This window comes from Aureimonas sp. CAS, assembly GCF_059838215.1.
The window spans coordinates 1,722,334-1,745,611 of record NZ_CM187563.1 but is presented as its reverse complement, the minus strand read 5'-3'; the positions used below and the strand labels follow the sequence as shown (position 1 = coordinate 1,745,611).

General features: G+C 69.0%; 22 protein-coding genes, 1 tRNA gene and 1 pseudogene. 11 read left to right on the top strand and 13 right to left on the bottom strand.

Annotated elements, in window-relative coordinates:
* Positions 1–151: 151 nt before the first annotated feature.
* Positions 152–1,540, top strand: coding sequence for a dicarboxylate/amino acid:cation symporter (locus tag AC6R2M_RS08495; protein WP_500487365.1), 1,389 nt, complete (start codon positions 152–154; stop codon positions 1,538–1,540).
* A gap of 35 nt (positions 1,541–1,575) precedes the next feature.
* Here the strand turns inward: AC6R2M_RS08495 and AC6R2M_RS08490 are convergent, their stop codons facing one another.
* From AC6R2M_RS08490 to AC6R2M_RS08470, 5 genes are all read right to left on the bottom strand, one after another.
* A complete protein-coding gene (locus AC6R2M_RS08490) occupies positions 1,576–2,535 on the bottom strand; it encodes an IS110 family RNA-guided transposase (protein WP_500481999.1) in 960 nt (319 codons plus the stop codon).
* A gap of 545 nt (positions 2,536–3,080) precedes the next feature.
* Positions 3,081–3,923, bottom strand: a complete 843-nt coding sequence (locus AC6R2M_RS08485; RefSeq protein ID WP_500487363.1) for an MOSC domain-containing protein — start codon at positions 3,921–3,923, stop codon at positions 3,081–3,083.
* A gap of 24 nt (positions 3,924–3,947) precedes the next feature.
* On the bottom strand, positions 3,948–5,774 hold the full coding sequence (glmS, locus tag AC6R2M_RS08480) for a glutamine--fructose-6-phosphate transaminase (isomerizing) (protein WP_500487361.1): 1,827 nt from the start codon (positions 5,772–5,774) through the stop codon (positions 3,948–3,950).
* 102 nt (positions 5,775–5,876) lie between these two features.
* Positions 5,877–7,238 (bottom strand): bifunctional UDP-N-acetylglucosamine diphosphorylase/glucosamine-1-phosphate N-acetyltransferase GlmU, encoded by a 1,362-nt coding sequence (gene glmU, locus AC6R2M_RS08475; protein WP_500487359.1) that lies wholly within the window; start codon positions 7,236–7,238, stop codon positions 5,877–5,879.
* A gap of 41 nt (positions 7,239–7,279) precedes the next feature.
* Positions 7,280–8,020: a cytochrome c biogenesis CcdA family protein gene (locus AC6R2M_RS08470; RefSeq protein WP_500487357.1), complete on the bottom strand. Its 741-nt coding sequence runs from the start codon at positions 8,018–8,020 to the stop codon at positions 7,280–7,282.
* Between the two features lie 177 nt (positions 8,021–8,197).
* On the opposite strand from AC6R2M_RS08470, the gene AC6R2M_RS08465 reads away from it, so the two are divergent.
* The 5 genes from AC6R2M_RS08465 to cobJ all read left to right on the top strand — a co-directional run bounded on the left by AC6R2M_RS08465 (position 8,198) and on the right by cobJ (position 11,745).
* A tRNA-Lys gene (locus tag AC6R2M_RS08465) sits at positions 8,198–8,273 on the top strand.
* 76 nt (positions 8,274–8,349) lie between these two features.
* The gene (gene cobG / locus AC6R2M_RS08460; protein WP_500487355.1) at positions 8,350–9,603 is read left to right on the top strand and encodes a precorrin-3B synthase; all 1,254 of its coding nucleotides are present in this window, start codon (positions 8,350–8,352) and stop codon (positions 9,601–9,603) included.
* Positions 9,600–10,235: a precorrin-8X methylmutase gene (locus AC6R2M_RS08455; RefSeq protein ID WP_500487353.1), complete on the top strand. Its 636-nt coding sequence runs from the start codon at positions 9,600–9,602 to the stop codon at positions 10,233–10,235. The genes cobG and AC6R2M_RS08455 overlap by 4 nt, the downstream gene beginning before the upstream one ends.
* A complete protein-coding gene (locus AC6R2M_RS08450; protein WP_500487351.1) occupies positions 10,232–11,005 on the top strand; it encodes a precorrin-2 C(20)-methyltransferase in 774 nt (257 codons plus the stop codon). Before AC6R2M_RS08455 ends, AC6R2M_RS08450 begins: the two co-directional genes overlap by 4 nt.
* Positions 11,002–11,745: a precorrin-3B C(17)-methyltransferase gene (gene cobJ / locus AC6R2M_RS08445; protein WP_500487349.1), complete on the top strand. Its 744-nt coding sequence runs from the start codon at positions 11,002–11,004 to the stop codon at positions 11,743–11,745. Before AC6R2M_RS08450 ends, cobJ begins: the two co-directional genes overlap by 4 nt.
* Here the strand turns inward: cobJ and AC6R2M_RS08440 are convergent.
* Positions 11,724–12,473: a cobalt-precorrin-6A reductase gene (locus AC6R2M_RS08440; RefSeq protein WP_500487347.1), complete on the bottom strand. Its 750-nt coding sequence runs from the start codon at positions 12,471–12,473 to the stop codon at positions 11,724–11,726. The genes cobJ and AC6R2M_RS08440 overlap by 22 nt on opposite strands.
* A 24-nt stretch (positions 12,474–12,497) precedes the next feature.
* On the opposite strand from AC6R2M_RS08440, the gene cobM reads away from it, so the two are divergent.
* A complete protein-coding gene (cobM, locus tag AC6R2M_RS08435; RefSeq protein WP_500487346.1) occupies positions 12,498–13,253 on the top strand; it encodes a precorrin-4 C(11)-methyltransferase in 756 nt (251 codons plus the stop codon).
* Between the two features lie 4 nt (positions 13,254–13,257).
* Here cobM and cobF read toward each other — a convergent pair whose 3' ends face one another.
* Entirely contained in the window at positions 13,258–14,010 is a 753-nt protein-coding gene (cobF, locus tag AC6R2M_RS08430; RefSeq protein WP_500487344.1) for a precorrin-6A synthase (deacetylating), read from the bottom strand.
* 121 nt (positions 14,011–14,131) lie between these two features.
* On the opposite strand from cobF, the gene AC6R2M_RS08425 reads away from it, so the two are divergent.
* Positions 14,132–15,058, top strand: coding sequence for a glutaminase (locus tag AC6R2M_RS08425; protein WP_500487342.1), 927 nt, complete (start codon positions 14,132–14,134; stop codon positions 15,056–15,058).
* A gap of 10 nt (positions 15,059–15,068) precedes the next feature.
* Here the strand turns inward: AC6R2M_RS08425 and tgt are convergent, their stop codons facing one another.
* Entirely contained in the window at positions 15,069–16,208 is a 1,140-nt protein-coding gene (gene tgt / locus AC6R2M_RS08420) for a tRNA guanosine(34) transglycosylase Tgt (protein ID WP_500487340.1), read from the bottom strand.
* 98 nt (positions 16,209–16,306) lie between these two features.
* Between tgt and AC6R2M_RS08415 the strand changes: the two genes are divergently transcribed.
* Positions 16,307–16,750, top strand: coding sequence for a GNAT family N-acetyltransferase (locus AC6R2M_RS08415; protein WP_500487338.1), 444 nt, complete (start codon positions 16,307–16,309; stop codon positions 16,748–16,750).
* Positions 16,751–16,837: 87 nt separating this feature from the next.
* The gene (locus AC6R2M_RS08410; RefSeq protein WP_500487336.1) at positions 16,838–17,083 is read left to right on the top strand and encodes a hypothetical protein; all 246 of its coding nucleotides are present in this window, start codon (positions 16,838–16,840) and stop codon (positions 17,081–17,083) included.
* 28 nt (positions 17,084–17,111) lie between these two features.
* Here the strand turns inward: AC6R2M_RS08410 and queA are convergent, their stop codons facing one another.
* The 4 genes and pseudogenes from queA to coaD all read right to left on the bottom strand — a co-directional run bounded on the left by queA (position 17,112) and on the right by coaD (position 19,844).
* Positions 17,112–18,185, bottom strand: coding sequence for a tRNA preQ1(34) S-adenosylmethionine ribosyltransferase-isomerase QueA (gene queA / locus AC6R2M_RS08405; RefSeq protein ID WP_500487334.1), 1,074 nt, complete (start codon positions 18,183–18,185; stop codon positions 17,112–17,114).
* 3 nt (positions 18,186–18,188) lie between these two features.
* A complete protein-coding gene (locus AC6R2M_RS08400; protein WP_500487332.1) occupies positions 18,189–18,665 on the bottom strand; it encodes a peptidylprolyl isomerase in 477 nt (158 codons plus the stop codon).
* A gap of 113 nt (positions 18,666–18,778) precedes the next feature.
* Positions 18,779–19,314 (bottom strand): annotated as a pseudogene (locus AC6R2M_RS08395) (peptidylprolyl isomerase).
* A 53-nt stretch (positions 19,315–19,367) separates the two neighbouring features.
* On the bottom strand, positions 19,368–19,844 hold the full coding sequence (gene coaD / locus AC6R2M_RS08390; protein ID WP_500487330.1) for a pantetheine-phosphate adenylyltransferase: 477 nt from the start codon (positions 19,842–19,844) through the stop codon (positions 19,368–19,370).
* A 201-nt stretch (positions 19,845–20,045) separates the two neighbouring features.
* Here coaD and AC6R2M_RS08385 point away from each other — a divergent pair, with 201 nt between their 5' ends.
* Positions 20,046–20,174: a hypothetical protein gene (locus AC6R2M_RS08385; RefSeq protein ID WP_500487328.1), complete on the top strand. Its 129-nt coding sequence runs from the start codon at positions 20,046–20,048 to the stop codon at positions 20,172–20,174.
* 81 nt (positions 20,175–20,255) lie between these two features.
* Here AC6R2M_RS08385 and gyrA read toward each other — a convergent pair whose 3' ends face one another.
* The gene (gene gyrA, locus AC6R2M_RS08380; RefSeq protein WP_500487540.1) at positions 20,256–23,069 is read right to left on the bottom strand and encodes a DNA gyrase subunit A; all 2,814 of its coding nucleotides are present in this window, start codon (positions 23,067–23,069) and stop codon (positions 20,256–20,258) included.
* Positions 23,070–23,278: the final 209 nt, after the last annotated feature.

The window sequence follows — 23,278 nt, the reverse complement described above, 5'->3', positions numbered from 1 at the left end:
GAACAGTAAGCCGGACGAACGAATTTTCCTCGGATCCGACGATCGGCGGAACAAGTTCACTGGCCGGCGCCGCAGCATCTGCCTACATCCTGTGCATTCGATCATGCACCGGGCCTCGAACGCCGAGTCCCGGTTTCGCGAGGTTCGCCCCATGTCATCCACGTCTTCCGCCCCGGCCCCGGCGCGCGCGCCGAAGCCGTTCTACACCCAGTTCGGCTTCCAGGTTCTGGTGGCGCTGGTCATCGGCCTGATCCTCGGCTTCGTCGCGCGGGAGATGGGTCCGGCCGAGGGCGGCGGCCCGAACTGGCTCGTCCAGACGCTGTCGACCGTCGGCTCGTCCTTCGTCCAGCTTCTGCGCACCATCGTGCCGGTGCTGATCTTCACCGCCATCGTCGCCTCGATCGCGAACCTGCGCGAACTCAACGACGCCGCGCGGCTGGTGACGCAGACTCTGATCTGGTTCGCGATCACCGCGCTGATCGCCGTCCTGATCGGCATCGCGCTCGGCCTTCTGATCCAGCCCGGCCTTTCGACCTCGGTCTCACAGGCGGCCGCGGCGGCTCCCTCGCGCTCCGGCTCCTGGCTCGACTTCCTCACCGGCCTGATCCCGTCGAACATCCTCGGCCTGCAGGCCTCGACCCGCCTGACGGAGGGCGCGGCGACGACGAGCCTGAACTTCAACGTCCTGCAGATCCTCGTCATCTCGATCGCGGTCGGCGTCGCGGCGCTCAAGGTTGGCGACGCGGCCGAGCCGTTCCTCGCCTTCAACCGCTCCTTCCTGAAGGTCGTGCACAAGGTGCTGTGGTGGATCATCCGCCTGACGCCGATCGCGACCGTCGGCCTCCTCGGCAACGCCGTCGCCGTCTATGGCTGGGAGACGCTCGGCCAGCTCGGCGCCTATGCCGTCGCGATCTATATCGGTCTCGCGCTGGTGCTGTTCGTGGTCTACCCGTCGCTTCTCGCCGTGCACGGCCTGAACCCGATCCGCTACTTCCAGAGCGCCTGGCCGGCGATCCAGTTCGCCTTCGTCTCGCGCTCCTCGCTCGGCACGCTGCCGATCACCGAGCGCGTGACGGAGAAGAGCCTCGGCGTTCCGCGCGAATATTCCAGCTTCGCCGTGCCGCTCGGCGCGACGACCAAGATGGACGGCTGCGCCTCGATCTATCCTGCGATCTCGGCGATCTTCGTCGCGCAGTTCTTCGGGCTGCAGCTCGGCTTCACCGAATATCTGCTGATCGTCTTCGTCGCCGTCATCGGCTCGGCGGCGACGGCCGGACTGACGGGCGCCACCGTCATGCTGACGCTGACGCTCTCCACCCTCGGCCTGCCGCTCGAAGGCGTCGGCCTGCTGCTCGCCATCGACCCGATCCTCGACATGGGCCGCACGGCCGTGAACGTCGCGGGCCAGGCGCTGGTGCCGACCATCGTCGCCAAGCGCGAGGGCATCCTCGACGAGACGGTCTACAACCGGGTCGGCGACATCGAGACGCTGGACACCGAGCCGGTGTATCGAAGCTCGACGGCCGTCCCGGCGGAGTGACGTGTGAATCGTCCTGCCGGCAGGGGGATGAGCAACTATGTCGTTGGGACGGTTTGCGCGGTCCATGGCTGCTGTCTTTGCAGGACCAGATTGGCGGCCTCGATGAGCTTTCGCATGACGGCGACGATGGCGACCTTCGGAGGCTTTGCGGCCTGGATCAGTCTCTCGGCGAAGGCCTTGAAGCCGGGGTCGCAGCGCTTGGCGGCGATGGCGGCGAGATAGAGCATCCGGCGCGGACGGGCCCGGCCGCCGCCGATGACGCTTCGGCCCCTCCATTGCCCCGACTGCCGGTCGAGCGGAGCCACGCCGAGCAGGGCGGCCGGTTGACCGCGCCGCATGGCGCCGAGCTCGGGCATGCGGATCAGCAGGCTGGCGGCCACGATCGGCCCGACGCCCGGCAGGGACAACAGCAGGCGGTAGCGCGTCAGAAGATCGGGGCGGGCCTTGATCCGGGCGAGGATATCGCTCGCCAGCCTGACCTTGAGACGCGAAAGGCTCCCGATTTCCTGGCCCAGCCTTTCGACGAGGTCGGGCAGATCGACATGCTCCATGAAGGTCTTCAGGTCGGCGACCTTGTCGGTGATGTGCTCATAGGCGGTCAGGCGTTGTGCCAACTCGACCAGGAGCGGGTCCCGAGCGGCCCGGACCGTCTCGACCTGAACCGTCGCCGCCGCGATCAGGACCGCGTCCAGCCGATCGGTCTTGGCCTTCCAGCGCTTGAGCCGCGCAAACAGCCGAACCTCCAGCGGCTGATGGACGATCACCTGAACGCCCTCGGCTTCCAGTCTCGAGCGGGCCGCCCGCTCGTAGCCGGCCGTCGCCTCCAGCCCCGCGCGGACCACGCCCTCTTCGGCCAGCCAGACCGCAAGCCCTGTCAGGCCCGCCTCGTCATTGGCAAACCGGCGCGTCCCGTCCCGGCCGTGGATCGCCACGTCCAGCCAGAACTTCCCCACATCGATTCCGGCGACTTTCGTGTTACGCTGTGCCCGTTCCATCGACCCATCCTTGTGGCTTCGGACCCGTTCGTCCCTGCAACCATCCGGGTCATGAAACGTCGGCGGCGGCCCTGCTCATCCTCAGCGCTCGACGCTCAGGGCTTATCGGCCCCTCCGCCAACAGCCCGCTTGGCGTTGGAGCGCCAAGCGGGCGTCCCGGAAGACAGAAACAGCTTACAACATCCAGGCACAGACAAGGGCTTCGGAGGGCGCTGGTTCTGCGCGGAAAGGCTGGCGCCCTACGAGGCCCTCACCCGGCCCTTCGGGCCACCCTCTCCCGTTCCGGGAGAGGAATGGCGCCTCTTATTGAGCCGTCAGTGTCACGGCGGATTTCCGGCGCCTTTCCCGATGGACTGCGGCAGTGAAACTGCCTCCTTCTCCCCTTGGGGAGAAGGTCCCGGCAGGGGGATGAGGGCTTGAAGGGCGCTGGTTCAGCGGGGAAAGGGCGGCGTCCTAAGAGGCCCTCACCCGGCCCTTCGGGCCACCCTCTCCCCAAGGGGAGAGGAATGGCGCCTCCTATTTGAGCCGTCCACGGCTGCCCGTCGCTAGGCGATCGGCCAGGGCGGATCGCGGTGCGCGCGCACGGTGACGTCCTGCCCGACGGCCAGATGGCCGGGACCGCGCGGCACGGCGTTCCAGCCGAAGAGCGCGCCCGGTGCGCGGGGATCGCCGGAGCGGTGGAAGCGCGCCAGCGTCGCGAGCGGCTCCTTGCCCGTCTTCTCGCCGCTCGCCTGATCGATGGTCGTGACGACGCAGCGGGCGCAGGGCTTCACCAGATCGAGGACGATCCCGGCGATTTCGATCGTCGCCCAGCCGTCCTCCGCGAAAGGCCCGGCGCCCTCGATCACGACGTTCGGCCGGAACCGGTCCATCGTCACCGGTTCGGCGCCCGTCGCGGCCAACCGGGCGTTCAGCTCGTCGAGCGACGCGGTGGAGGTGACGAGGATCGGGTAGCCGTCCGCGAAGGCGACCGGCGCCTCCCGGTCGATCCAGTCGCGCGAGACGTGGCGAAAGGCGCGATCGTCGAAATGGACGAGCCGCACCGGCTGGCCGAGGAAGTCCGACAGGGCCGCGTCGGCCTCGCCCTCGACCACGGCGGCGTCGACATCGTCCCGCCAGATCGAGACAGGCAGCCGGTCGTGGCCGTTCGGCCAGGCGACGAACATCTCCGCCCGCCCCGGAATGCCGAGCGCGATCCCGTCCGGCTCCGAGCGGACGGCGAGACGCGCCAGAGAAGCGATCTCGCGCTGCGAGACGAAGCGCCCGCCCGAATCGACGATCATCCAGCGGCGGTCGCCCACCAGCCCCTTCAGGCCGACGCCGATGCTCTCATGCGCGGTGCCGGCCGCGCCCTTCACCGGATAGGTGTGCAACGACCGGATGCGCATCGGAACGGTTCCCTATCGCCTGTGCTACTCGACGGTGACGGACTTGGCGAGATTGCGCGGCTGGTCCACGTCCGTGCCCATCTGCACGGCCGTGTGGTAGGCCAGAAGCTGCAGCGGCACCGAATAGACGATCGGCGTCAGGATTTCAGGCATCGCGGGCAGGACGATCGTCTCCGCCGCGTCCACCGCGCCGGAGGCCGCGCCCTTCTCGTCAGTGACGAGGATGATGCGCCCGCCGCGCGCGGCGACCTCCTGCATGTTCGAAACTGTCTTCTCGAAGACCCGGTCGTGCGGCGCGATCACCACCACCGGCATGTTCTCGTCGATCAGCGCGATCGGCCCGTGCTTCAGTTCACCCGCCGCATAACCTTCCGCGTGGATGTAGCTGATTTCCTTGAGCTTCAGCGCACCTTCGAGCGCCAGCGGGAAGGAGAAGCCGCGCCCCAGGAACAGCGCGTGGCGATAGGTCGCCATCTCGCGCGCCAGCTCCTCGATGCGCGCCTCCAGATGCAGCGCCTCGTTGATGAGGCGCGGCGCCTCGGCGAGGGCCTGCGTGTGGACGAGCTCCTCCTCGGCCGAGATGATCCCGCGATCGACGCCCGCGCGCACGGAAAGCGCGGCCATGGCGATGAGCTGGCAGGTGAAGGCCTTGGTGGAGGCGACGCCGATCTCCGGCCCGGCCAGCGTGGGCAGGACGACGTCGCTCTCGCGGGCGATGGTGGATTCGGCGACGTTCACGACCGAGGCGGTGCGAACGCCCTCGCCCTTGGCGTAGCGCAGCGAGGCCAGCGTATCGGCCGTCTCGCCCGACTGCGTGACGAAGAGCGCCAGATCGACGTCAGACAGCGGGCTCTCGCGGTAGCGGAACTCGGAGGCCACATCGAGATCGCAGGCGATGCGGGCATGGCGCTCGAAATAGTAGCGGCCGACGAGCCCGGCATAGAAGCCGGTGCCACAGGCCGAGATCGCCATGCGCTTGACGTTCGAGAAGTCGAGCGACGTGCCCTGCGGCGCGCGCGTGCGTCCGCTGGTCATGTCCACATAGGCGCCGAGCGTGTGGCCCACGACCTCCGGCTGCTCGTAGATCTCCTTCTGCATGAAGTGGCGGTGATTGCCCTTGTCCACGTAGAAGGCCTTGCCGACCGAGCGGCGGAGCGGACGCACCACCTCCTTGCCGTCCATGTCGTAGATCGTCGCCCGGCCATGGCGCATCTCGACCCAGTCGCCGTCCTCCAGATAGCGGACGGCGTCGGTGAAGGGCGACAGCGCGATGGCGTCGGAGCCGAGGAACATCTCGTCCCGGCCCTCGCCGATGGCGAGCGGCGAGCCCTTGCGCGCCCCGACGATCAGCTCCTCGTCGCCATGGAAGAGGAAGGCGAGCGAGAAGGCGCCTTCAAGGCGCTTCAACGTCGCGTGCACCGCGTCCTTCGGGCTCGCGCCGCGATCCAGCTCGCGCGTGGCGTAGACGGCGACGGCCTCCGTGTCGGTGTCGCTCTCGAACGAATAGCCGTCCGCCGTCAGCTCCGATTTCAGGTCGCGGAAGTTCTCGATGATGCCGTTGTGGACGACCGCCAGACGCTGGGTGGCGTGCGGATGGGCGTTGCGCGTCGACGGCGCGCCGTGCGTCGCCCAGCGGGTGTGGCCGATGCCGATCGTGCCGGGCAGCGGGTTCTCGCGCAGATGGGCCTCGAGATTGACGAGCTTGCCTTCCGCGCGGCGGCGGTCGAGCGAGCCGCCCGACACGGTGGCGATGCCCGCCGAATCGTAGCCGCGATACTCCAGCCGCTTCAGCGAATCGACGAGCCGATCGGCAACGGGCTCACGGCTGACGATTCCGATGATTCCGCACATTCTGACACCTCGTTCGTTCGCGTTCCGCGCGATCTATAGCGGAACGAGCGCGCGGAGGGGTTTAGACGGACGCTCCGGCCGATAGATTTTGATGTCGAAACGTTACGGGCGCTTGGCGCGCGCGGCCTTCTCGGCCGCCAGCCGCTCGCGGATGAGCGTGCCCCGCCCCTCCTTGGTCACCTGCCGCGCGCGCCCGATGGCGAGCGCGCCCGCGGGCACGTCCTCGGTGACGACGGAGCCGGAGCCGACATAGGCGTCCGGCCCCAGCGTGACCGGCGCGACCAGCGAGGAGTTGGAGCCGACGAAGACGCCTGCGCCGATCTCCGTATGATGCTTGGAGAAGCCGTCGTAATTGCAGGTGACGGTGCCGGCCCCGATATTGGCGCCCGCGCCGACGCTCGCGTCGCCGATATAGGTGAGGTGGTTGACCTTCGCCCCGGCCTGGACGTCGGCGTTCTTCACCTCGCAGAAATTGCCGACCTTCGCCTTTTCGCTCAGCCTGGCGCCGGGCCGCAGCCGCGCGAAGGGACCGACGGAGGCCCCGGACGCAACGCGAGCGCCTTCCAGATGGCAGAAGGCGTGGATCGTGGCGCCGGCGGAAACGCTCACGCCCGGGCCGAAGACGACGTTCGGCTCGATCAGCGCATCCGCACCGATCGTCGTGTCGTGGGCGAGAAACACGGTCTCGGGCGCCGTCATTGTCACGCCGTCGAGCATGAGCTCGCGGCGGCGGCGCTCCTGCCAGAGCCGCTCCACCTCGGCCAGCTCGACCCGCGTGTTGACGCCGACGAGATCGTCCGCGCCCGTCTCGACGAAGCGGACGGACGCGCCGTCGCCGCGCGCGATCTCCACGATGTCGGTCAGATAGTACTCGCCCTTGGCGTTGGCGTTGCCGACGCGGGAAAGCAGCGAGAGCGCGAGCGTCCCGTCGATCGCCATGACGCCGCCATTGCACAGATCGATCGCCCGTTCGGCCTCGCTGGCGTCCTTGTGCTCGCGAATGGCGGCGAGCTCGCCGCCCTCGACGATCAGGCGCCCGTAGCCCGTCGGGTTCGGGGTGCGGAAGCCGAGGACGCAGACCGCCGCGCCCCTGGCGATCTCGGCCCGTGCCTGCGCCAGCGTCTCGGCGCGCACCAGCGGCGTGTCCCCGAAGAGGATCAGGACATCGTCGGCACCGGATTCGAGAGCCTCGCGCGCCGCCAGAACGGCGTGGGCCGTGCCGAGCCGCTCGGTCTGCCGATGAACGGAAAGGCCCGGCGCGCGCGCGGCGACGGCGGCCTCGACCTTGTCGGCGTCGCGCCCCGTCACCAGCGCGACTCTCGTCGACCCGGCCGCGACCGCCGCGTCCACCGCGTGGCAGACGAGCGGCAGATGCGCGACCTCGTGCAGCACCTTCGCCTTGTCGGACTTCATGCGGGTGCCCTCGCCCGCGGCGAGAACGATCGACAGACAGGAGCGGGCCATGGAGCGGTTCATCCGTGAGGCGGCGGGTTCAGACGAGCGGGTCAGCCGATGGTCTGGAGCGCCGGAAAGGTTTCGAGAAGGCGGAAGGCCATCCATTGCATGCCGCCGGTCAGGAACAGGATGCCGGTGACGACGAGAAGCCCGCCCATCGTCTTCTCCACGAGGGCGAAGTGGCCGCGTAGGCGCGCCGCCGAGCGCAGGAAGGCGCCGGAGAACATGGCCGCGAGGATGAAGGGAATGCCGAGACCGGCCGAATAGAAAGCCAGCATGATCGCGCCCTCCCCGACCGTCGACTGCGTTCCGGCGAGCCCGAGGATCGCGCCGAGGACCGGCCCGATGCAGGGCGTCCAGCCGAAGGCGAAGGCGAGGCCCATGAGATAGGCGCCGGTCAGGCTGCGCGGCCGGTCGGGCGCCTGCAGGCGCGCCTCGCGCGACAGGACGTCGAAGCGCAGGAGGCCGAGGAAATGCAGCCCCATGCCGATGATGGCGATGCCCGCGACGATGCCCAGCCAGTCGAGATTCTGGCGCAGCAGCTGCCCGATCTGCGAGGCGCCCGCGCCGAGCACGACGAAGACGGTGGAGAAGCCGAGGACGAAGAGAAGCGCCGTCCCGACGAGGCGCGCGTAGCTGCGCGCCGGCATGGCCGATCCGTTCCGCAGATCGTCGGCCGACACGCCGGCCATGTAGCAGAGATAGGGCGGCACCAGCGGCAGGACGCAGGGGCTGAGGAAGGAGAGCGCCCCGGCGAAGACGGCGGTCGGATAGGAGAGTTCGGTGATCATGCCGCCTCCCTTCCTGGTCGGGCGTCGCGTTTCGCAGCGGTCCGAAGGAGCTGCGTCGGAGTTCGCCCGCTTCTAACCCCGACGGCGCACCCTCGCAACGCGCGGCCACCATTGACCGGCCGGAGGGCTGCCAATATGGTCCGCCCGACTCCGACGCGGCCCTCCCGGCCGCGCGAGGAGCGCGTAGCTCAGTTGGTAGAGCAACGGACTTTTAATCTGTAGGTCCTGGGTTCGAGTCCCAGCGCGCTCACCATCTTGTTCTCACCGGCGGGCCGTTTCAGCCGAAAGGCGCGAGGCTCCGCAGCCGTCGTCGAAGGATCTTGGGACCGGTGGAGCGTTGGACGACAAGGGGGCGGTGCCCCGGCGCTCTGGCTCCGATGGAGAGCGGCGACGGTCTTCTGCTCCGGGTCCGGCCTCGCTGTGCCGCGCTTTCGGCCGACGCGCTGACGGCCGTCGCCGAAGTCTCCGAGCGCTTCGGCAACGGCCGGATCGATCTCACGCGCCGGGCCAATCTCCAGATTCGCGGCGTGAGGAACGACACGCTCGATGCCGCGCAGACGCAGCTTGCCGAGGCGGGGCTTCTCGACGGCGATTCCGGTCTCGAGGCCGTGCGCAACGTCCTTCTCTCGCCCCTCGCCGGGCTCGACCCGAAGGCGTCCGCGCAGGCCGCGCCTCTGGCGCAGGCGATCGAGCGCGGCCTTGCCGAGGATGCGACATTCCAGGCCCTGCCCGCCAAGTTCTCCTTCCTGATCGACGCGGGCGGACGCCTGCCGCTCGGCGATGTCGCGGCCGACATCCGGATCGCGCTCGACGGCGGGCAGGCGCGCCTGTCGATCGGCGGCGACGCCGCGCAGGCGGCTCCCGTCGCGGTTCTGCCGGTCGCAAAGGCGGCGGATGCCGCTCTCGACCTTGCCCGCGCCTTCCTGCGCATGCGGGCCGATGCCGCAGCCCGAACCATACGGGACCTTCTGGCCGCCGTCGGCGCGAAGGCGCTGGCCTCGGCCGCCGGTCTGCCGCCCGTCTCCGCGCTCGTTTTCACGGGGCGCTCGACGCTCGCCAAGCGCGCCGACATCTTCGGGCGCCACGCCGGCTATTTCGGTCTCGGAGCCGCCTTCGGCAGCTTCGACGCGGCGCAGCTGCGCGCGCTCGGCGAACTGTCCGGCGACGGGGTTCGGGTCACGCCCTGGCGGGCGCTGCTGGTGCCGAATCCTTCGGCCGGTTTTGAGACCGCGATCGCGCCGCTCGGCTTCGTCACGCGGGCCGACGACCCGCGCCTCGCCGTCGCGGCCTGTCCGGGCCATCCCGCCTGCCTGTCCGGCGAAGTCGCGACGCGTCCGATCGCCGAAGCTCTGGCGGGCGCTCTCGCTCTGCACCCTTACGACGGCATCGCGCTGCATGTCTCCGGCTGCGCCAAGGGCTGCGCGCTGAGCGGCGCCGCGCCCTTCACGCTCGTCGGCCACGAAGGCCGGTTCGATCTCGTCCTCGACGGCCGCGCGCGCGACGCGGCGGTGCTGTCCGGGCTCAACGCGGCGCAGGCGGAAAGCGCCATCGCGCTCGCCATGCGCCAGGCGCTCGCCTCGTGAGCGCAGCCTATCATTACGAGAAGGACGGCGCGGCGATCTACGAGCGCTCCTTCTCCATCATCCGCTCGGAGGCGGAGCTTTCCCGCTTCACTCCGTCGGAGGAGAAGGTCGCGGTCCGCATCATCCACGCCTGCGGCGAGGTGAAGGTCGCGCCCGACATTCTGTTCGCGCAAGGTGCGGTGGATGCGGGCCGCGCGGCCTTGAAGGCGGGCGCGCCGATCCTGTGCGACGTCTCCATGGTCTCGAACGGGGTGACCCGTGCCCGGCTTCCCGCCGGCAACGAGGTCGTGTGCACGCTGAACGACCCGCGCGTTCCCGGCCTCGCCGCCTCGCTCGGCACCACCCGCACGGCCGCGGCGATGGAGCTTTGGGCGGAGCGACTGGAGGGCTCGGTCGTCGCGATCGGCAACGCGCCGACCGCGCTCTTCCGGCTCCTGGAGATGATCGATGCGGGCGCGCCGCGCCCGGCCGCGATCGTCGGCATGCCGGTCGGCTTCGTCGGCGCGGTGGAATCGAAGGAGGCGCTGGCGACCCATCCCGGTGCCCTGCCCTGGCTGGTCGTGCGCGGCCGGATGGGCGGCAGCGCCATGGCCGCGGCCGCCGTGAACGCGCTCGCGAGCGAGGCCGAATGAACGTCTTCAAGCCTTTCCGCCTCGACGGGACCCGCGGGGATTCGGGCGTCGGCACGCTGCACGGCGTCGGCCTCGGCCCCGGCGACCCGGACCTTCTGACGGTGCGCGCCGTGCGCATCATCCAGAGCGCGCCGACCATCGCCTATTTCGCCAAGCGCGGCCGCAAGGGCATCGCGCGCACCATCGTCGAACCCTGGCTCTCGACTCATGCCGAGGAGATCCCGCTCGTCTATCCGATGACGACGGAGCGGCATTTCGCCGATCCGCTCTACGTTGCCGAGCTCGGCGCCTTCTACGCCGAGGCGGCCGAGACGCTGGCGGGGCGTCTGGGCTCGGGGCACGACGTCGCGCTTCTGTGCGAAGGCGACCCGATGTTCTACGGCTCCTTCATGCACCTCTTCGTGCGGCTGAGGGAGCGGTTCCAGGTTTCGATGACGGCGGGCATCAGCGGCATGTCGGGCTGCTGGAACGCCGCCGGGCTGCCGATGACCTGGGGGGACGACATCCTCACCGTCCTGCCGGGCACGCTCGGGCTCGAAGCGCTGACCGAACGGCTGCGGACGAGCGACGCCGCCGTCATCATGAAGCTCGGCACGAATTTTGCGAAGGTCCGCGCGGCCGTGGAAGCGGCGGGGCTCCTGGCGCGCGCCGTCTATGTCGAGCGCGGCACCATGGCGGGCGAGCGGATCGTGCCGCTGGCGGAGATGGCCGAGGACCGCGCGCCCTATTTCTCGATCATCCTCGTGCCCGGCGAGGGGCGCCGCCCGTGAGCGGACGCCTCGCGGTGGTAGGGCTCGGGCCGGGACCCGAGCGCTGGACGACGCCGGAGGTCGCGGATGCGCTCGCCCAGGCGAGCGACCTGATCGGCTATGCGCCCTATCTCGCGCGCTGCCCGGACCGGGCGGGACAGATCAAGCACGGGACCGACAACCGGGTCGAGATCGACCGGGCGCGCCACGCGCTCGACCTCGCGCTCGCCGGTCGGAGGGTCACCGTCGTGTCCGGCGGAGATCCCGGCATCTTCGCCATGGCCTCGGCGATCTTCGAGGCGGTGGAAGCCGACGAGGCCTACCGTTCGGTCGAGATCGAGGTGATGCCCGGCGTCTCGGCCATGCAGGCGGCGGCGGCTCGGCTCGGCGCCCCGCTCGGCCACGATTTCTGCGTCATCTCGCTGTCCGACAATCTGAAGCCCTGGCCGCTCGTCGAGCGCCGGCTGAAGGCGGCGGCGGACGGCGACTTCGCCATCGCGATCTACAATCCGGCGTCCAGGGCGCGGCCGACCCGCATCTTCGAGGCCTTCGAGCTTCTGCGCTCGCGCCTCGCCGGGGCGACGCCGGTCGCCTTCGCCCGCGCCGTCGGACGGCCGGACGAGCGGATGGTGCTGACGACGCTCGGCGAGGCCGATCCGGGGCTCGTGGACATGGCGACCTGCGTCATCGTCGGCTCCTCCACCAGCCGGTTCCTCGAGATGGATGGCGGGCGCCGCCTCTACACGCCCCGCTCGGCCTGACGGGCGTCGATCCAGTCAATCATCGACGCGTCCGTCGCGCGTTCCGGCACGGGCGGAAGCACGGGGCGCTCGATCATGACGACCGGGAGGCCGAGATGTCTCGCGGCCGTCAGCTTGGCCGCCGTGGCAGTGCCGCCGGAATTCTTGGTGACGAGAATGTCGATGCGGGCCTCGCGCATCAGCTCCGTTTCGGCGCCGACATCGTAGGGCGGGCGGTCGCGCAGAATGGTCGCGTCGGGTGGCAGGGCTCCACCCGGCTCGCTGATCGAGCGGACGAGATAGGCATGCTGCGGCGCGCGCGCGAAGGCGTCGAGCCCGCCGAGGCCGATCGTCAGGAACACGCGGCGGGGCGAAGGTCCGAGCGCCTCAACCGCCTCGGCAAAGCCGCCGACGCGCAGCCAATTGTCGCCCGGCTCCGGCGTCCAGGCAGGGCGGACGAGCCGCGCGAGCGGCACGCGCGCGGCGCGGCAGGCGGCGAAGGCGTTGGCCGACATTCGGGCGGCGAAGGGGTGCGTCGCGTCCACCACCGCATCGATCCGCTCGTGGGAAAGGTAGGCGCGCAAGCCCTCGACGCCGCCGAAGCCGCCGATCCGGACGGGAACCGGCTGTTCGGCGGGAATGTCTGTGCGCCCGGCGAAGGAGAGGACGGTCGAGAGATCGGCGCGGAGCGCGAGCCGGGCCGCGAGACGCCTTGCCTCTCCCGTTCCGCCCAATAGAAGGATGCGCAAGCGGGCTCCGGAACGAGGACGAGAATGGCCGTTCACTTTATCGGCGCGGGTCCGGGGGCACCAGACCTACTGACCCTGCGCGGTCGCGACCTCATCGCCGCCTCGCCCGTCTGCCTCTATGCCGGGTCGCTCGTGCCGAAGGCGATCCTCGACCATTGCCCGCCGGGCGCGCGCCTCGTCGACACCGCCTCGATGCATCTGGACGAGATCGTCGCCGAATTCGCGCGGGCTGATGAGGCCGGCGAGGACGTCGCGCGGCTGCACTCCGGCGACCTGTCGGTCTGGAGCGCGATGGGCGAGCAGATCCGCAGGCTCGACGCGCTCAGCATTCCCTACACGGTGACGCCCGGCGTGCCCGCCTTCGCAGCGGCGGCGGCCAGCCTCGGCCGCGAGCTGACGCTGCCGGGCGTCGCGCAATCGCTCGTCCTGACACGAACCTCCGGCCGCGCCTCGGCCATGCCCGAGCGCGAGACGCTGGCCGCCTTCGCGGCGACCGGCACGACGCTGGCGCTCCACCTCTCCGTCCACGTCGCGCGCCGCGTGGCGGAGGAGCTGACGCCCTTCTACGGCGCGGACTGCCCGGCGGTCGTCGTCCTGCGCGCCTCCTGGCCGGACGAACGCATCCTCAGCGGAACGCTCGCGACGCTGGGCGATCTCGTGGAGGCGGAGGGAATCGTCCGCGGCGCGATCATCTTCGTCGGCCCCGCGCTCGGGGCGACGGATTTCGACCGCAGCGCGCTTTACTCCAAGCACCATGTGCGCTGGATGCGCGAGCTTTGACGATTCACCCCTTCGGGCGCGACAGCATGTAGCTGTCCATGATCCAGCCCTTTCGCGCACGGGCCTGCGCGCGGCGCGCGACGATCTCGTCCGCGACCTCGTCCAGCGGGCCCTCGATCAGGATTTCGTCCGCCATCCCGACATAGGCGCCGTAGCGGATGGTCAGTCCCTCGCCGCGATGCGCCAGGAAGGCGTTGCGCGAATCGAGCATGACGAGCGAGGTCTCGGCGTCCGGCAGCGCCTGCGCCAGACGCCGCCCCGTGGTGATCTCGACATGGCCGCCGATCTCGTTCCAGTGCGCCCTGTGCCGCGCCGCCAGCGCCTGCAGGCTCGATATGCCGGGCACGACCTCCGTCTCGAAGGGGAGCGTCCGGTTGATCTCCGCCAGGATGCGCAGCGTCGAATCGTAGAGCGCGGGGTCGCCCCAGACGAGGATCGCGGCCCGTTCGCCGTCCCCCATCGCCTCCTCGATCAGACGCTTCGTCAGCGCGATCTTGCGGGCGTTGAGGTCGTCCACGAGGCCGAGATAGTCCGGCCCCGCGGCCGACCAGCGCGGACTTTCGGCCTCCACGATCCGGTGCGCGCCTTGGCGGGCGTATCGCTGGATCAGGAGCGTCCGAAGCGCCGCCAGATCGCTCTTCTCCTCCCCCTTGTCGAACAGGAAGAAGACGTCGGCGCTCTCGATCGCCCTGACCGCCTGGACGGTGATCTGGTCGGGATCGCCCGGCCCGATGCCCACGACGAGGATCGTCTTCATGAATGGCTCCCGCTCGCGGTCGAGGAACGCCCATGAACCAGCCGGGAGCGCCCGAGACAAGACGCCGCCGCCGTCCGCCCTATCTCGCCTCACCCGACATGCTTTCCCAGGAGTTCCGCGCGTGGCCGATCTGCAGACCGTCGTCGACGAGATCGTCGAGGACATCCGAGCCCTGAAGGAGCACGGCGAAGTCTCGACGACGATCGAAAAGCTCGGCGAGGCCGACCGTGACGCCTTCGGGATCGCCATCGCGACGGCGGACGGCGAGACGATCGTCGGCGGCGATTCGGAGACGCCCTTCTCCATCCAGTCGATCTCGAAGGTCTTCGCGCTGATCCTCGCGCTCGAACATCACGGCGAGACGATCTTCGAGCGCGTCGGGCGCGAGCCCTCCGGCGATCCGTTCAACTCGATCATCGATCTGGAACGGCAGAACGGCATCCCGCGCAACCCCTTCATCAACGCGGGCGCGCTCGTCATCGTGGACATGCTTCTCGGCGGCGGGCTGCGCGAGGGCGTGGACGACAATGTGCGCGACCTTCTCGTGCGCATGATCGGCGAAGAGAACATCGGTATCGACGAGGCGGTCTACAATTCGGAGGCCGGCTCGGCCTATCGCAATCAGGCGCTCGCCAACTTCGCCAAGGCGTCCGGGAACCTCCATCACGAGGTGGACGCGGTCATCGAGCACTACACCAAGCAATGCGCCGTCGCGCTCTGCTGCCGCCAACTCGCCCAGTCCGGCCGCATCCTGATGCACGGCGGCCAGGACCCGGTCTCCGGCCACCGCTTCGAAACCAAGGCGCATGCCCGCCGGGTCCTGTCCCTGATGTTGACCTGCGGCCAGTACGACGGGGCCGGCGACTTCGCCTATCGCGTCGGCCTGCCCGCCAAGAGCGGGATCGCGGGCGGCATCCTCGCCATCGTTCCGGACGTCGCCTCGATCGCGGTCTGGTCTCCCGGCCTCGACCCGGCCGGAAATTCGTTCCGCGGGGTGAAGGCGCTGGAGCTTCTGTCCGAGCGGATGCGCTGGTCGGTCTTCGACTGAGGCGACCGGCCTACTTCGTCGCCTTGCGCTCCGCCTCGCCCCTCGCCCAGCCGGCCTTGGTCTCGGCGACGAAGTCGGCATAGCGCCCGGCTTCGATGGCGGCACGGATGCCGGCCATCAGCGACTGGTAGTAGGCGAGATTGTTCCAGGTGAGCAGCATGCCGCCGAGCGATTCGTCCGCGCGCACCAGATGGTGAAGATAGGCGCGCGAATAGTCGCGCGTCGCCGGGCAGTCGCTCGTTTCGTCGAGCGGCGATGTGTCCTCGGCGTGCCGGGCGTTGCGAAGGTTGACGCGTCCATGGCGCGTGAAGGCCATGCCGTGGCGCCCCGCCCGCGTCGGCATCACGCAGTCGAACATGTCGATGCCGCGCGCGACCGATTCCACGATGTCGTCCGGCGTGCCGACGCCCATCAGATAGCGCGGCTTGTTCGTTGGAAGCGAGGGCAGCGTCTCGGCCAGCGTCTCCAGCATGACCTCCTGCGGCTCGCCGACGGCCAGACCGCCGACCGCGTAGCCCTTGAGGTCCATCGCGGCGAGACGCTCGGCGGAGCGGATGCGCAGGTCCGGCTGGTCGCCGCCCTGCACGATGCCGAACATCGCCTTGCCGGGCTGGTCGCCGAAGGCTTTCGCCGAGCGCTCCGCCCAGCGCAGCGAAAGCTCCATCGCGCGCTCGATCTCAGGGCGCGACGCCGGCAGGCGGATGCATTCGTCGAACTGCATCTGGATGTCCGAATCGAGCAGGCCCTGAATCTCGATCGATCGCTCGGGCGTCAGCCGGTGCGAGGAGCCGTCGATATGCGAACGGAAGGTGACGCCGTCCTCGTCGAGCTTGCGCAGGCTCGACAGCGACATGACCTGGAAGCCGCCGGAATCGGTGAGGATCGGGCCGGGCCAGCGCGCGAATTCGTGCAGCCCGCCGAGCCGTACCACGCGCTCCGCGCCGGGCCGCAGCATCAGATGGTAGACATTGCCGAGGATCACGTCGGAGCCGAGGTCGCGGACCTGATCCATGTACATCGCCTTGACCGTGCCGGCGGTGCCGACCGGCATGAAGGCGGGCGTGCGGATCGTGCCGCGCGGCATGGACACCTCGCCGCGACGGGCCTTGCCGTCGGTCGCGAGGAGCTTGAAGGAGAAGTGGTCGGTCATGTCGGTCCGGCTTGGGTCGCTACCCGTGTTGGGCATATTCGTCAGGCATGTGATGGCCGTGGCGATCAAGGCCCGACCGTCTCTCTGGAAACTTGGCTATGGCATACATCATTCGAGACGCGAACGTGGACGATCTCGCCGCGATCCGTGACGTGCGCACGAGCGTTCGGGAGAACCATCTCTCCGCCGAGCAACTGGACGCACGTGGGATCACCACCGAACTGGTCCGCGACGCGCTTCTGGCCGATCCCTGCCTCTGGGTCGCGGAGGACGACGGCGAGATCGTCGGCTTCTCCATGGCGGGCGTGGAGGATGGCTGCGTGTTCGCGCTTTTCGTCCGGCCGGAGCATGAGGGCCGAGGTCTCGGACGACGGCTGATGAAGCTCGCCGAAGGCTTCCTGTTCGAACGCTTCGACCGGATCTGGCTGGAGACGGATGGGGCGAGCCGCGCTGCCGGATTCTATCGCAGGCACGGCTGGGAGGCGACCGAGACGTTCGACAACGGCGATGTTCGCTTCGAGAAGCGGCGCGGTTCCGATTGAGCAGCCCAGCTCGTCAGGCGTTCCGAATTGAACCGCAGCATGACCTGATGGACAATCGAGCGAACCATTCGAACCTGCGCGCGGAACATGAGCGATCAAGCCGTCGAACTTCCGGAGAACATCCTCTCTGAGGCGCGTGCAGCCGCGCGCGAAGATGGCCTGTCGCTGGGCCAGATGATCGCTTCCCTCGTGAGCGAAGGGCTCGATCACCGCAAGGAACTCGCCGTTCTGCGCGGGCGCGCCGCTCGGGCGGATATCAGAAATGCGATCGATGTCCTCGACCGCGTTCCCGACGTGCCGCCGGAGAAGGGCGACGAACTCCGCCGAGCCTGACGGCGGCAGTTCCCCCTTCTCGATCCCCTCACCCCCGCTCCAACAGACACGCGTCGCCGTAGGAGTAGAAGCGGTATTCGTTCGCGATGGCGTGCTCGTAGGCCGAGCGCATGCGCTCCAGGCCGCAGAAGGCGGAGACGAGCATGAAGAGCGTCGAGCGCGGCAGATGGAAGTTCGTCATCAGCGCGTCCACCGCGCGAAAGCGGTAGCCCGGCGTGATGAAGATGTCGGTCGGCGCCGCGAAGGGACGGATCGTTCCGACCTCGTCCGCCGCGCTTTCCAGAAGCCGCAGCGAGGTGGTGCCGACCGAGACGATGCGCCGGCCCGAGGCCTTCGCCGCGTTCAGCCGGTCCGCCACGTCCTGCGTGACGACGCCGATTTCCGAATGCATCCGGTGCTCGGCCGTGTCGTCCGCCTTCACCGGCAGGAAGGTGCCCGCCCCGACATGCAACGTGACGAAGGCGCGTTCGATGCCGCGCGCGTCGAGCGCGGCCATCAGCTCGGGCGTGAAGTGGAGGCCGGCGGTGGGCGCGGCGACGGCGCCCTCCTCGCGGGCATAGACCGTCTGGTAGTCGGCGCGGTCCTGGTCGTCGATGTCGCGCTTGGAGGCGATGTAGGGCGGCAGCGGAACGGTGCCGACAGCGGCGATGGCCTCGTCGAGAACGGGGCCCGAAAAGGCGAAGCGGAAGGTGGTCTCGCCGCCCTCCCCACGCTCGGCGACTTCGGCGTCCAGTTCCCCGGAGAGGCAGACGCGGCCTTCCGCGCCGAAGCGCACGACATCGCCGACATCCAGCTTGCGCGCGCCGCGCACGAAGGCCTTCCAGCTGGAGCCGTCCATGCGCTGGTGGAGCGTGACGCCGACGGCCGGCTCGGTCGTGCCGCGCCCGATGCGCCGGCCTTCGAGCTGCGCGGGGATGACGCGCGTGTCGTTGAAGACGAGGAGGTCACCGTCGCGCAGGAGCGCCGGCAGGTCGCCGACGGTGCGGTCCGCGAAGTCGCCCGAGGCGGGAACGTGCAGAAGCTTCGCCGATTCGCGCGGAAACGCGGGTCGCAGGGCGATCCGCGTTTCCGGAAGGTCGAAGTCGAAGAGATCGACCCGCAAGATCTACTCGGCGATGTCCGAGGCGACCTTGACGGAGATCATCTTGTCGGGCTCGCGCACGGGCTCGCCGCGCTTGATCTGGTCGACGTTCTCCATGCCCTCGATGACCTTGCCCCAGACCGTGTACTGACGGTTCAGGAAGGGCGCGTCCTCGAAGCAGATGAAGAACTGCGAGTTCGCCGAATCGGGGTTCTGCGCGCGGGCCATGGAGGCGGTGCCGCGCACATGCGGCTCGGAATTGAACTCGGCCTTGAGGTTCGGGTACTGCGAACCGCCGGTGCCGGTGCCCTTCGGGCAGCCGGTCTGGGCCATGAAGCCCTCGATGACGCGGTGGAAGACGATGCCGTCGTAGAAGCCCTCGCGCGCGAGCTTCTTGATGTGCTCGACGTGGCCGGGCGCCAGGTCCGGGCGCATCTCGATGACGACGCGGCCCTTGGTGGTCTCGATGACGAGCGTGTCGTCAGGCTTTGCGAAGGCCATGCCTTCTCCCTTCAAATGCTGCGCCGGCGGAAGGCTGTGCGCCCGCCGCCGGCCGGTTGGTGTTCGTCGCGCCGTTCTGCCGTATCGGCGGGGCGCTTACAAGGTCGCGGGGCTCAGGAGGCCGAGCCGACGCGGACCGACAGCATCGCGTCCGGATCGGAGACTTCGCCGTTGGCCGCCGGATCGCCGCGCTTGATCTGGTCGACCACTTCCATGCCCGAGATCACGTCGCCGACGATCGTGTACTGGCCGTCGAGGAAGTCGCCGTCCGCGAGCATGATGAAGAACTGCGAGTTGGCCGAGTTCGGGTTCTGCGAGCGCGCCATGCCGACCGTGCCGCGATCGAAGGTCTCGTTGGAGAACTCGGCCGCGAGGTCCGGACGGTCCGAACCGCCCATCCCGGTGCCCGTCGGGTCGCCCGTCTGGGCCATGAAGCCCTCGATGACGCGGTGGAAGACGACGCCGTCGTAGAAGCCCTCGGCGGCGAGCGCCTTGATCTGCTCGACATGGTTCGGCGCGAGGTCGGGCCGCAGGCCGATGGTGATCTCGCCCTTGTCGGTGGTGATGACGAGCGTGTTCTCGGGGTCCGCCTCTGGGCCGTCGCCGGAAGGGCGAAGGCGGAGGTGATGAGCGAGATGGCGAAGCCGATACGGGCAAGGAAGGTCAAGGGAGCGTCTCCAGCGGCCGGCGTCCTCGCGCCGGTCAGGCGAATTTCTGTTTCAGGGCGCGGGCCACGGGCTCGGGAACGAACGCCGAGACATCACCCCCCATCTTGGCGATCTGACGAACCAATGTGGCCGTTATGGGCCTCGACGCCGGGCGGGCGGGCAGGAAGACGGTGGCGACGCCCGGCGCCATCGCGCCGTTCATCCCCGCCATCTGCATCTCGTAGTCGAGGTCGGTCCCGTCGCGAAGCCCGCGGACGAGCGCGATCGCGCGCTCGGCCTTCGCCGCCTCCACCACCAGACCGTCGAAGGAGACGACGTGGACCCGCGCACCCACCGGCAGGCTCGCCTCGATCAGCGAGACCCGCTCCTCGAAGGTGAAAAGCCCCGACTTGCCCGGATGGACGCCGATGGCGACGACGAGCTCGTCGAACAGCGGCAGGGCCTGCAGGAGGATGTCGAGATGGCCGTTCGTCATCGGGTCGAACGAGCCGGAGTAGAGCGCCCTGCGCATGGTTCACCTCCCGCTAACGCAGTTCATCGAAATGCCGCGCGATCTTCCATTCCGGCGCGCTCGATCACACATCTGGAAAGGATGCCCGCCATACCATCCGAACGAACGGGCGATCCGTAGCTTCGTCCCTCGGCGGCGCGAAAAGCGCAACTGGAACAAAGACGGATCGGGCTCGTTAGGGCATCGAACAGGAGACACAAGATGCTGATCTTCGCACTCTCCCTCGCCATGGTCGCGACTCTCATCACCGCGACCGCCGTGGCGATCCACAACGAGGCCGAGGGTGCGCGGATCAAGGCGCGCGCGCAGAGCCGCAACATCATGCGTTGAGCCGGACAGGAAGCGCGAGCGCTTCCTCACGGCGAATAGAAAAAGGCCGCTCCCTTCGCCGGGGAGCGGCCTTTCTCGTTTCTACTTGCCCTCGTCCGGCGTGTCGTCGCCGTCCGGCGCGCCATCGCCCTCGGACGTCCCGGCATCGTCGACCGGGCCGAGGTCCACGGGCTCCTCGCCGACCGGACCCTCGGCGATCTCGCCTTCGCCGCTGCCCTGATCGGGGATGCGCTCGACCGAGACGACCTTCTCGCCGGCGGCCGTGGAGAAGATCGTGACGCCCTTCGTCGCGCGGCTCGCCATGCGGATGCCGTCGACGGGAACGCGAATCATCTGGCCGCGATCGGAGATGAGGAGGATCTGATCCTCCGCCTCGACCGGGAAGCCGGCGACGAGCCGCCCGATGTCGTCGAGCTTGGAAAGATCGGTCGCCCGGATGCCCTTGCCGCCGCGCCCGGAGGTGCGGAAGTCGTAGGAGGACGACCGCTTGCCGTAACCGTATTCGGAGACGGTGAGGACGAACTCCTCCGCCGCCGACAGGAAACCGTAGCGCTCCTGGCTGAGCGCGACGTCCTCCACGCCCTCCTCGTCGGCGGGCGTCTCGGAGGCGCCCTCGCCTTCCACGGCGCGGCGCATCTTCAGGTAGGACGCGCGCTCGGCCGGGGTCGCATCGACATGGCGAAGGATCGCCATCGAGATCAGACGGTCGCCCTCGCCGAGCGACATGCCCCGCACGCCGATCGAGTTGCGGCCCGCGAAGACGCGCACGTCCGTCGTGGGGAAGCGGATGGCGAGGCCCGAAGAGGCGACCAGCAGGACGTCGTCGTCCTCCGAGCAGGTGGCGACGGCGAGGATCTCGTCCTCGGCCTCCTCCAGCTTCATGGCGATCTTGCCGTTGCGGTTGACCTGGATGAAGTCCGCCAGCCGGTTGCGGCGGACCGTGCCCCGGGTCGTCGCGAACATCACGTTGAGGTCGGCGGCCTGCTCCTCGTCGTTGGGCAGCGGCAGGATGGAGGTGATGCGCTCCCCCTTCTCCAGCGGCAGCATGTTGACGAGCGCCTTGCCGCGCGACTGCGGATTGGCCAGCGGCAGGCGCCAGACCTTCTCCTTGTAGACGATGCCGCGCGAGGAGAAGAACAGGACCGGCGTATGCGTGTTCGCCACGAACAGCCGCGTGACCGAATCCTCCTCGCCCTTCAGCGCCATGCCGGAGCGGCCCTTGCCGCCGCGACGCTGCGCCCGGTAGGTGCCGAGCGGCACGCGCTTGATGTAGCCACCCGCCGAGACGGTGACGACCATGTCCTCGCGCGGGATCAGGTCCTCGTCGTCCATGTCCGCCGCGCCTTCGGACAGCTCGGTCCGGCGGGGCGTGGCGAACTCGTCGCGCGCGGCGCGAAGCTCGTCCTTGATGATGTCGCGGACCCGGGTCCGCGAGGACAGGATCTCCAGATAGTCCTTGATCTCGATGCCGATGGCGTTGAGCTCGTCGCCGATCTCGTCGCGGCCGAGCGCGGTGAGGCGCTGGAGGCGCAGGTCGAGGATGGCGCGCGCCTGCGCCTCCGACAGGCGGTAGGTGCCGGCCTCGGAAATGCGGTGGCGCGGATCGTCGATGAGGCGGATCAGCGGGGCCACGTCCTTGGCCTCCCACTCGCGCTCCATCAGCTGTTCGCGGGCCGTCGCCGGATCGGGCGCACGGCGGATCAGGTTGATGATCTCGTCGATATTGGCGACGGCGATGGCGAGGCCGACCAGGACATGGGCGCGCTCCCGCGCCTTGCGCAGCAGGAACTTGGTGCGCCGGTTCACCACCTCCTCGCGGAAGGCGATGAAGGCCGACATGATGTCGATCAGCCCCATCTGCTCCGGCTTGCCGCCGTTCAGGGCCACCATGTTGGCGCCGAAGGAGGTCTGGAGCGGCGTGAAGCGGTAGAGCTGGTTCAGGACGACGTCGGACGAGGCGTCGCGCTTCAGCTCGATGACGACGCGATAGCCCTCGCGGTCGCTCTCGTCGCGGATGTCGGAGATGCCCTCGATGCGCTTCTCGCGCACCAGATCGGCCATCTTCTCGATCATCGAGGCCTTGTTCACCTGATAGGGAACCTCGGTGACGACGATGGCCTCGCGGTCGCCGCGCATCGGCTCGATATGCACCTTGCCGCGCATCAGGATCGAGCCGCGGCCGGTCGTGTAGGCCGACTGGATGCCGGCCCGGCCCAGAACCAGCGCGCCGGTCGGGAAGTCCGGCCCCGGAATGATCTCCATGATCTCGGAGAGCGTGATCTCCGGATTGTCGATCATGGCGATGCAGCCGTCGACGACCTCGCCGAGATTGTGCGGCGGAATGTTCGTCGCCATGCCGACGGCGATGCCGCCCGAGCCGTTGACGAGGAGATTCGGCACGCGTGCGGGAAGCACGGTCGGCTCCATCTCGCGCCCGTCGTAATTCTCCTGGAAGTTCACCGTCTCCTTGTCGATGTCCTCCAGAAGCGCCTCGGAGACCTTCTCCAGCCGGCACTCGGTGTAGCGCATGGCCGCCGGGGGATCGCCGTCGATGGAGCCGAAATTGCCCTGCCCGTCCACCAGCGGCGCGCGCATCGACCAGTCCTGCGCCATGCGGACCAGCGCGTCGTAGATCGAAGAGTCGCCGTGCGGGTGGTACTTGCCCATCACCTCGCCGACGACGCCGGCGGACTTGCGGTAGGAGCGGTTCCAGGCGAGGCCCATCTCGCTCATGGCGTAGAGAACACGCCGGTGGACCGGCTTCAGACCGTCGCGCACGTCCGGCAGCGCGCGACTCACGATCACGCTCATGGCGTAATCGAGATAGGAGCGCTGCATTTCCTCGATGATGGAAACCGATTCGACGCCGCGCGGGCGCTCCGGCGGCGTGGGCATGGTGTCGTCTGCCAAGGGGGTTCCTAGAATCTCATCCGAACGAGCCGGAATATAGCGTTTTCGCGCTCGAAGGCGCAACAACGCCGCCGAACGGCCTCCGCCCGGCCGACTGGCGGGTGCCGGCCCGGCGCGGCGCACCCGCTTCGACGCGGACCGGCATGGGGCTCGATCAGAGAGGCGTGAACGGTCTTCACAACCACTGGTCCCTG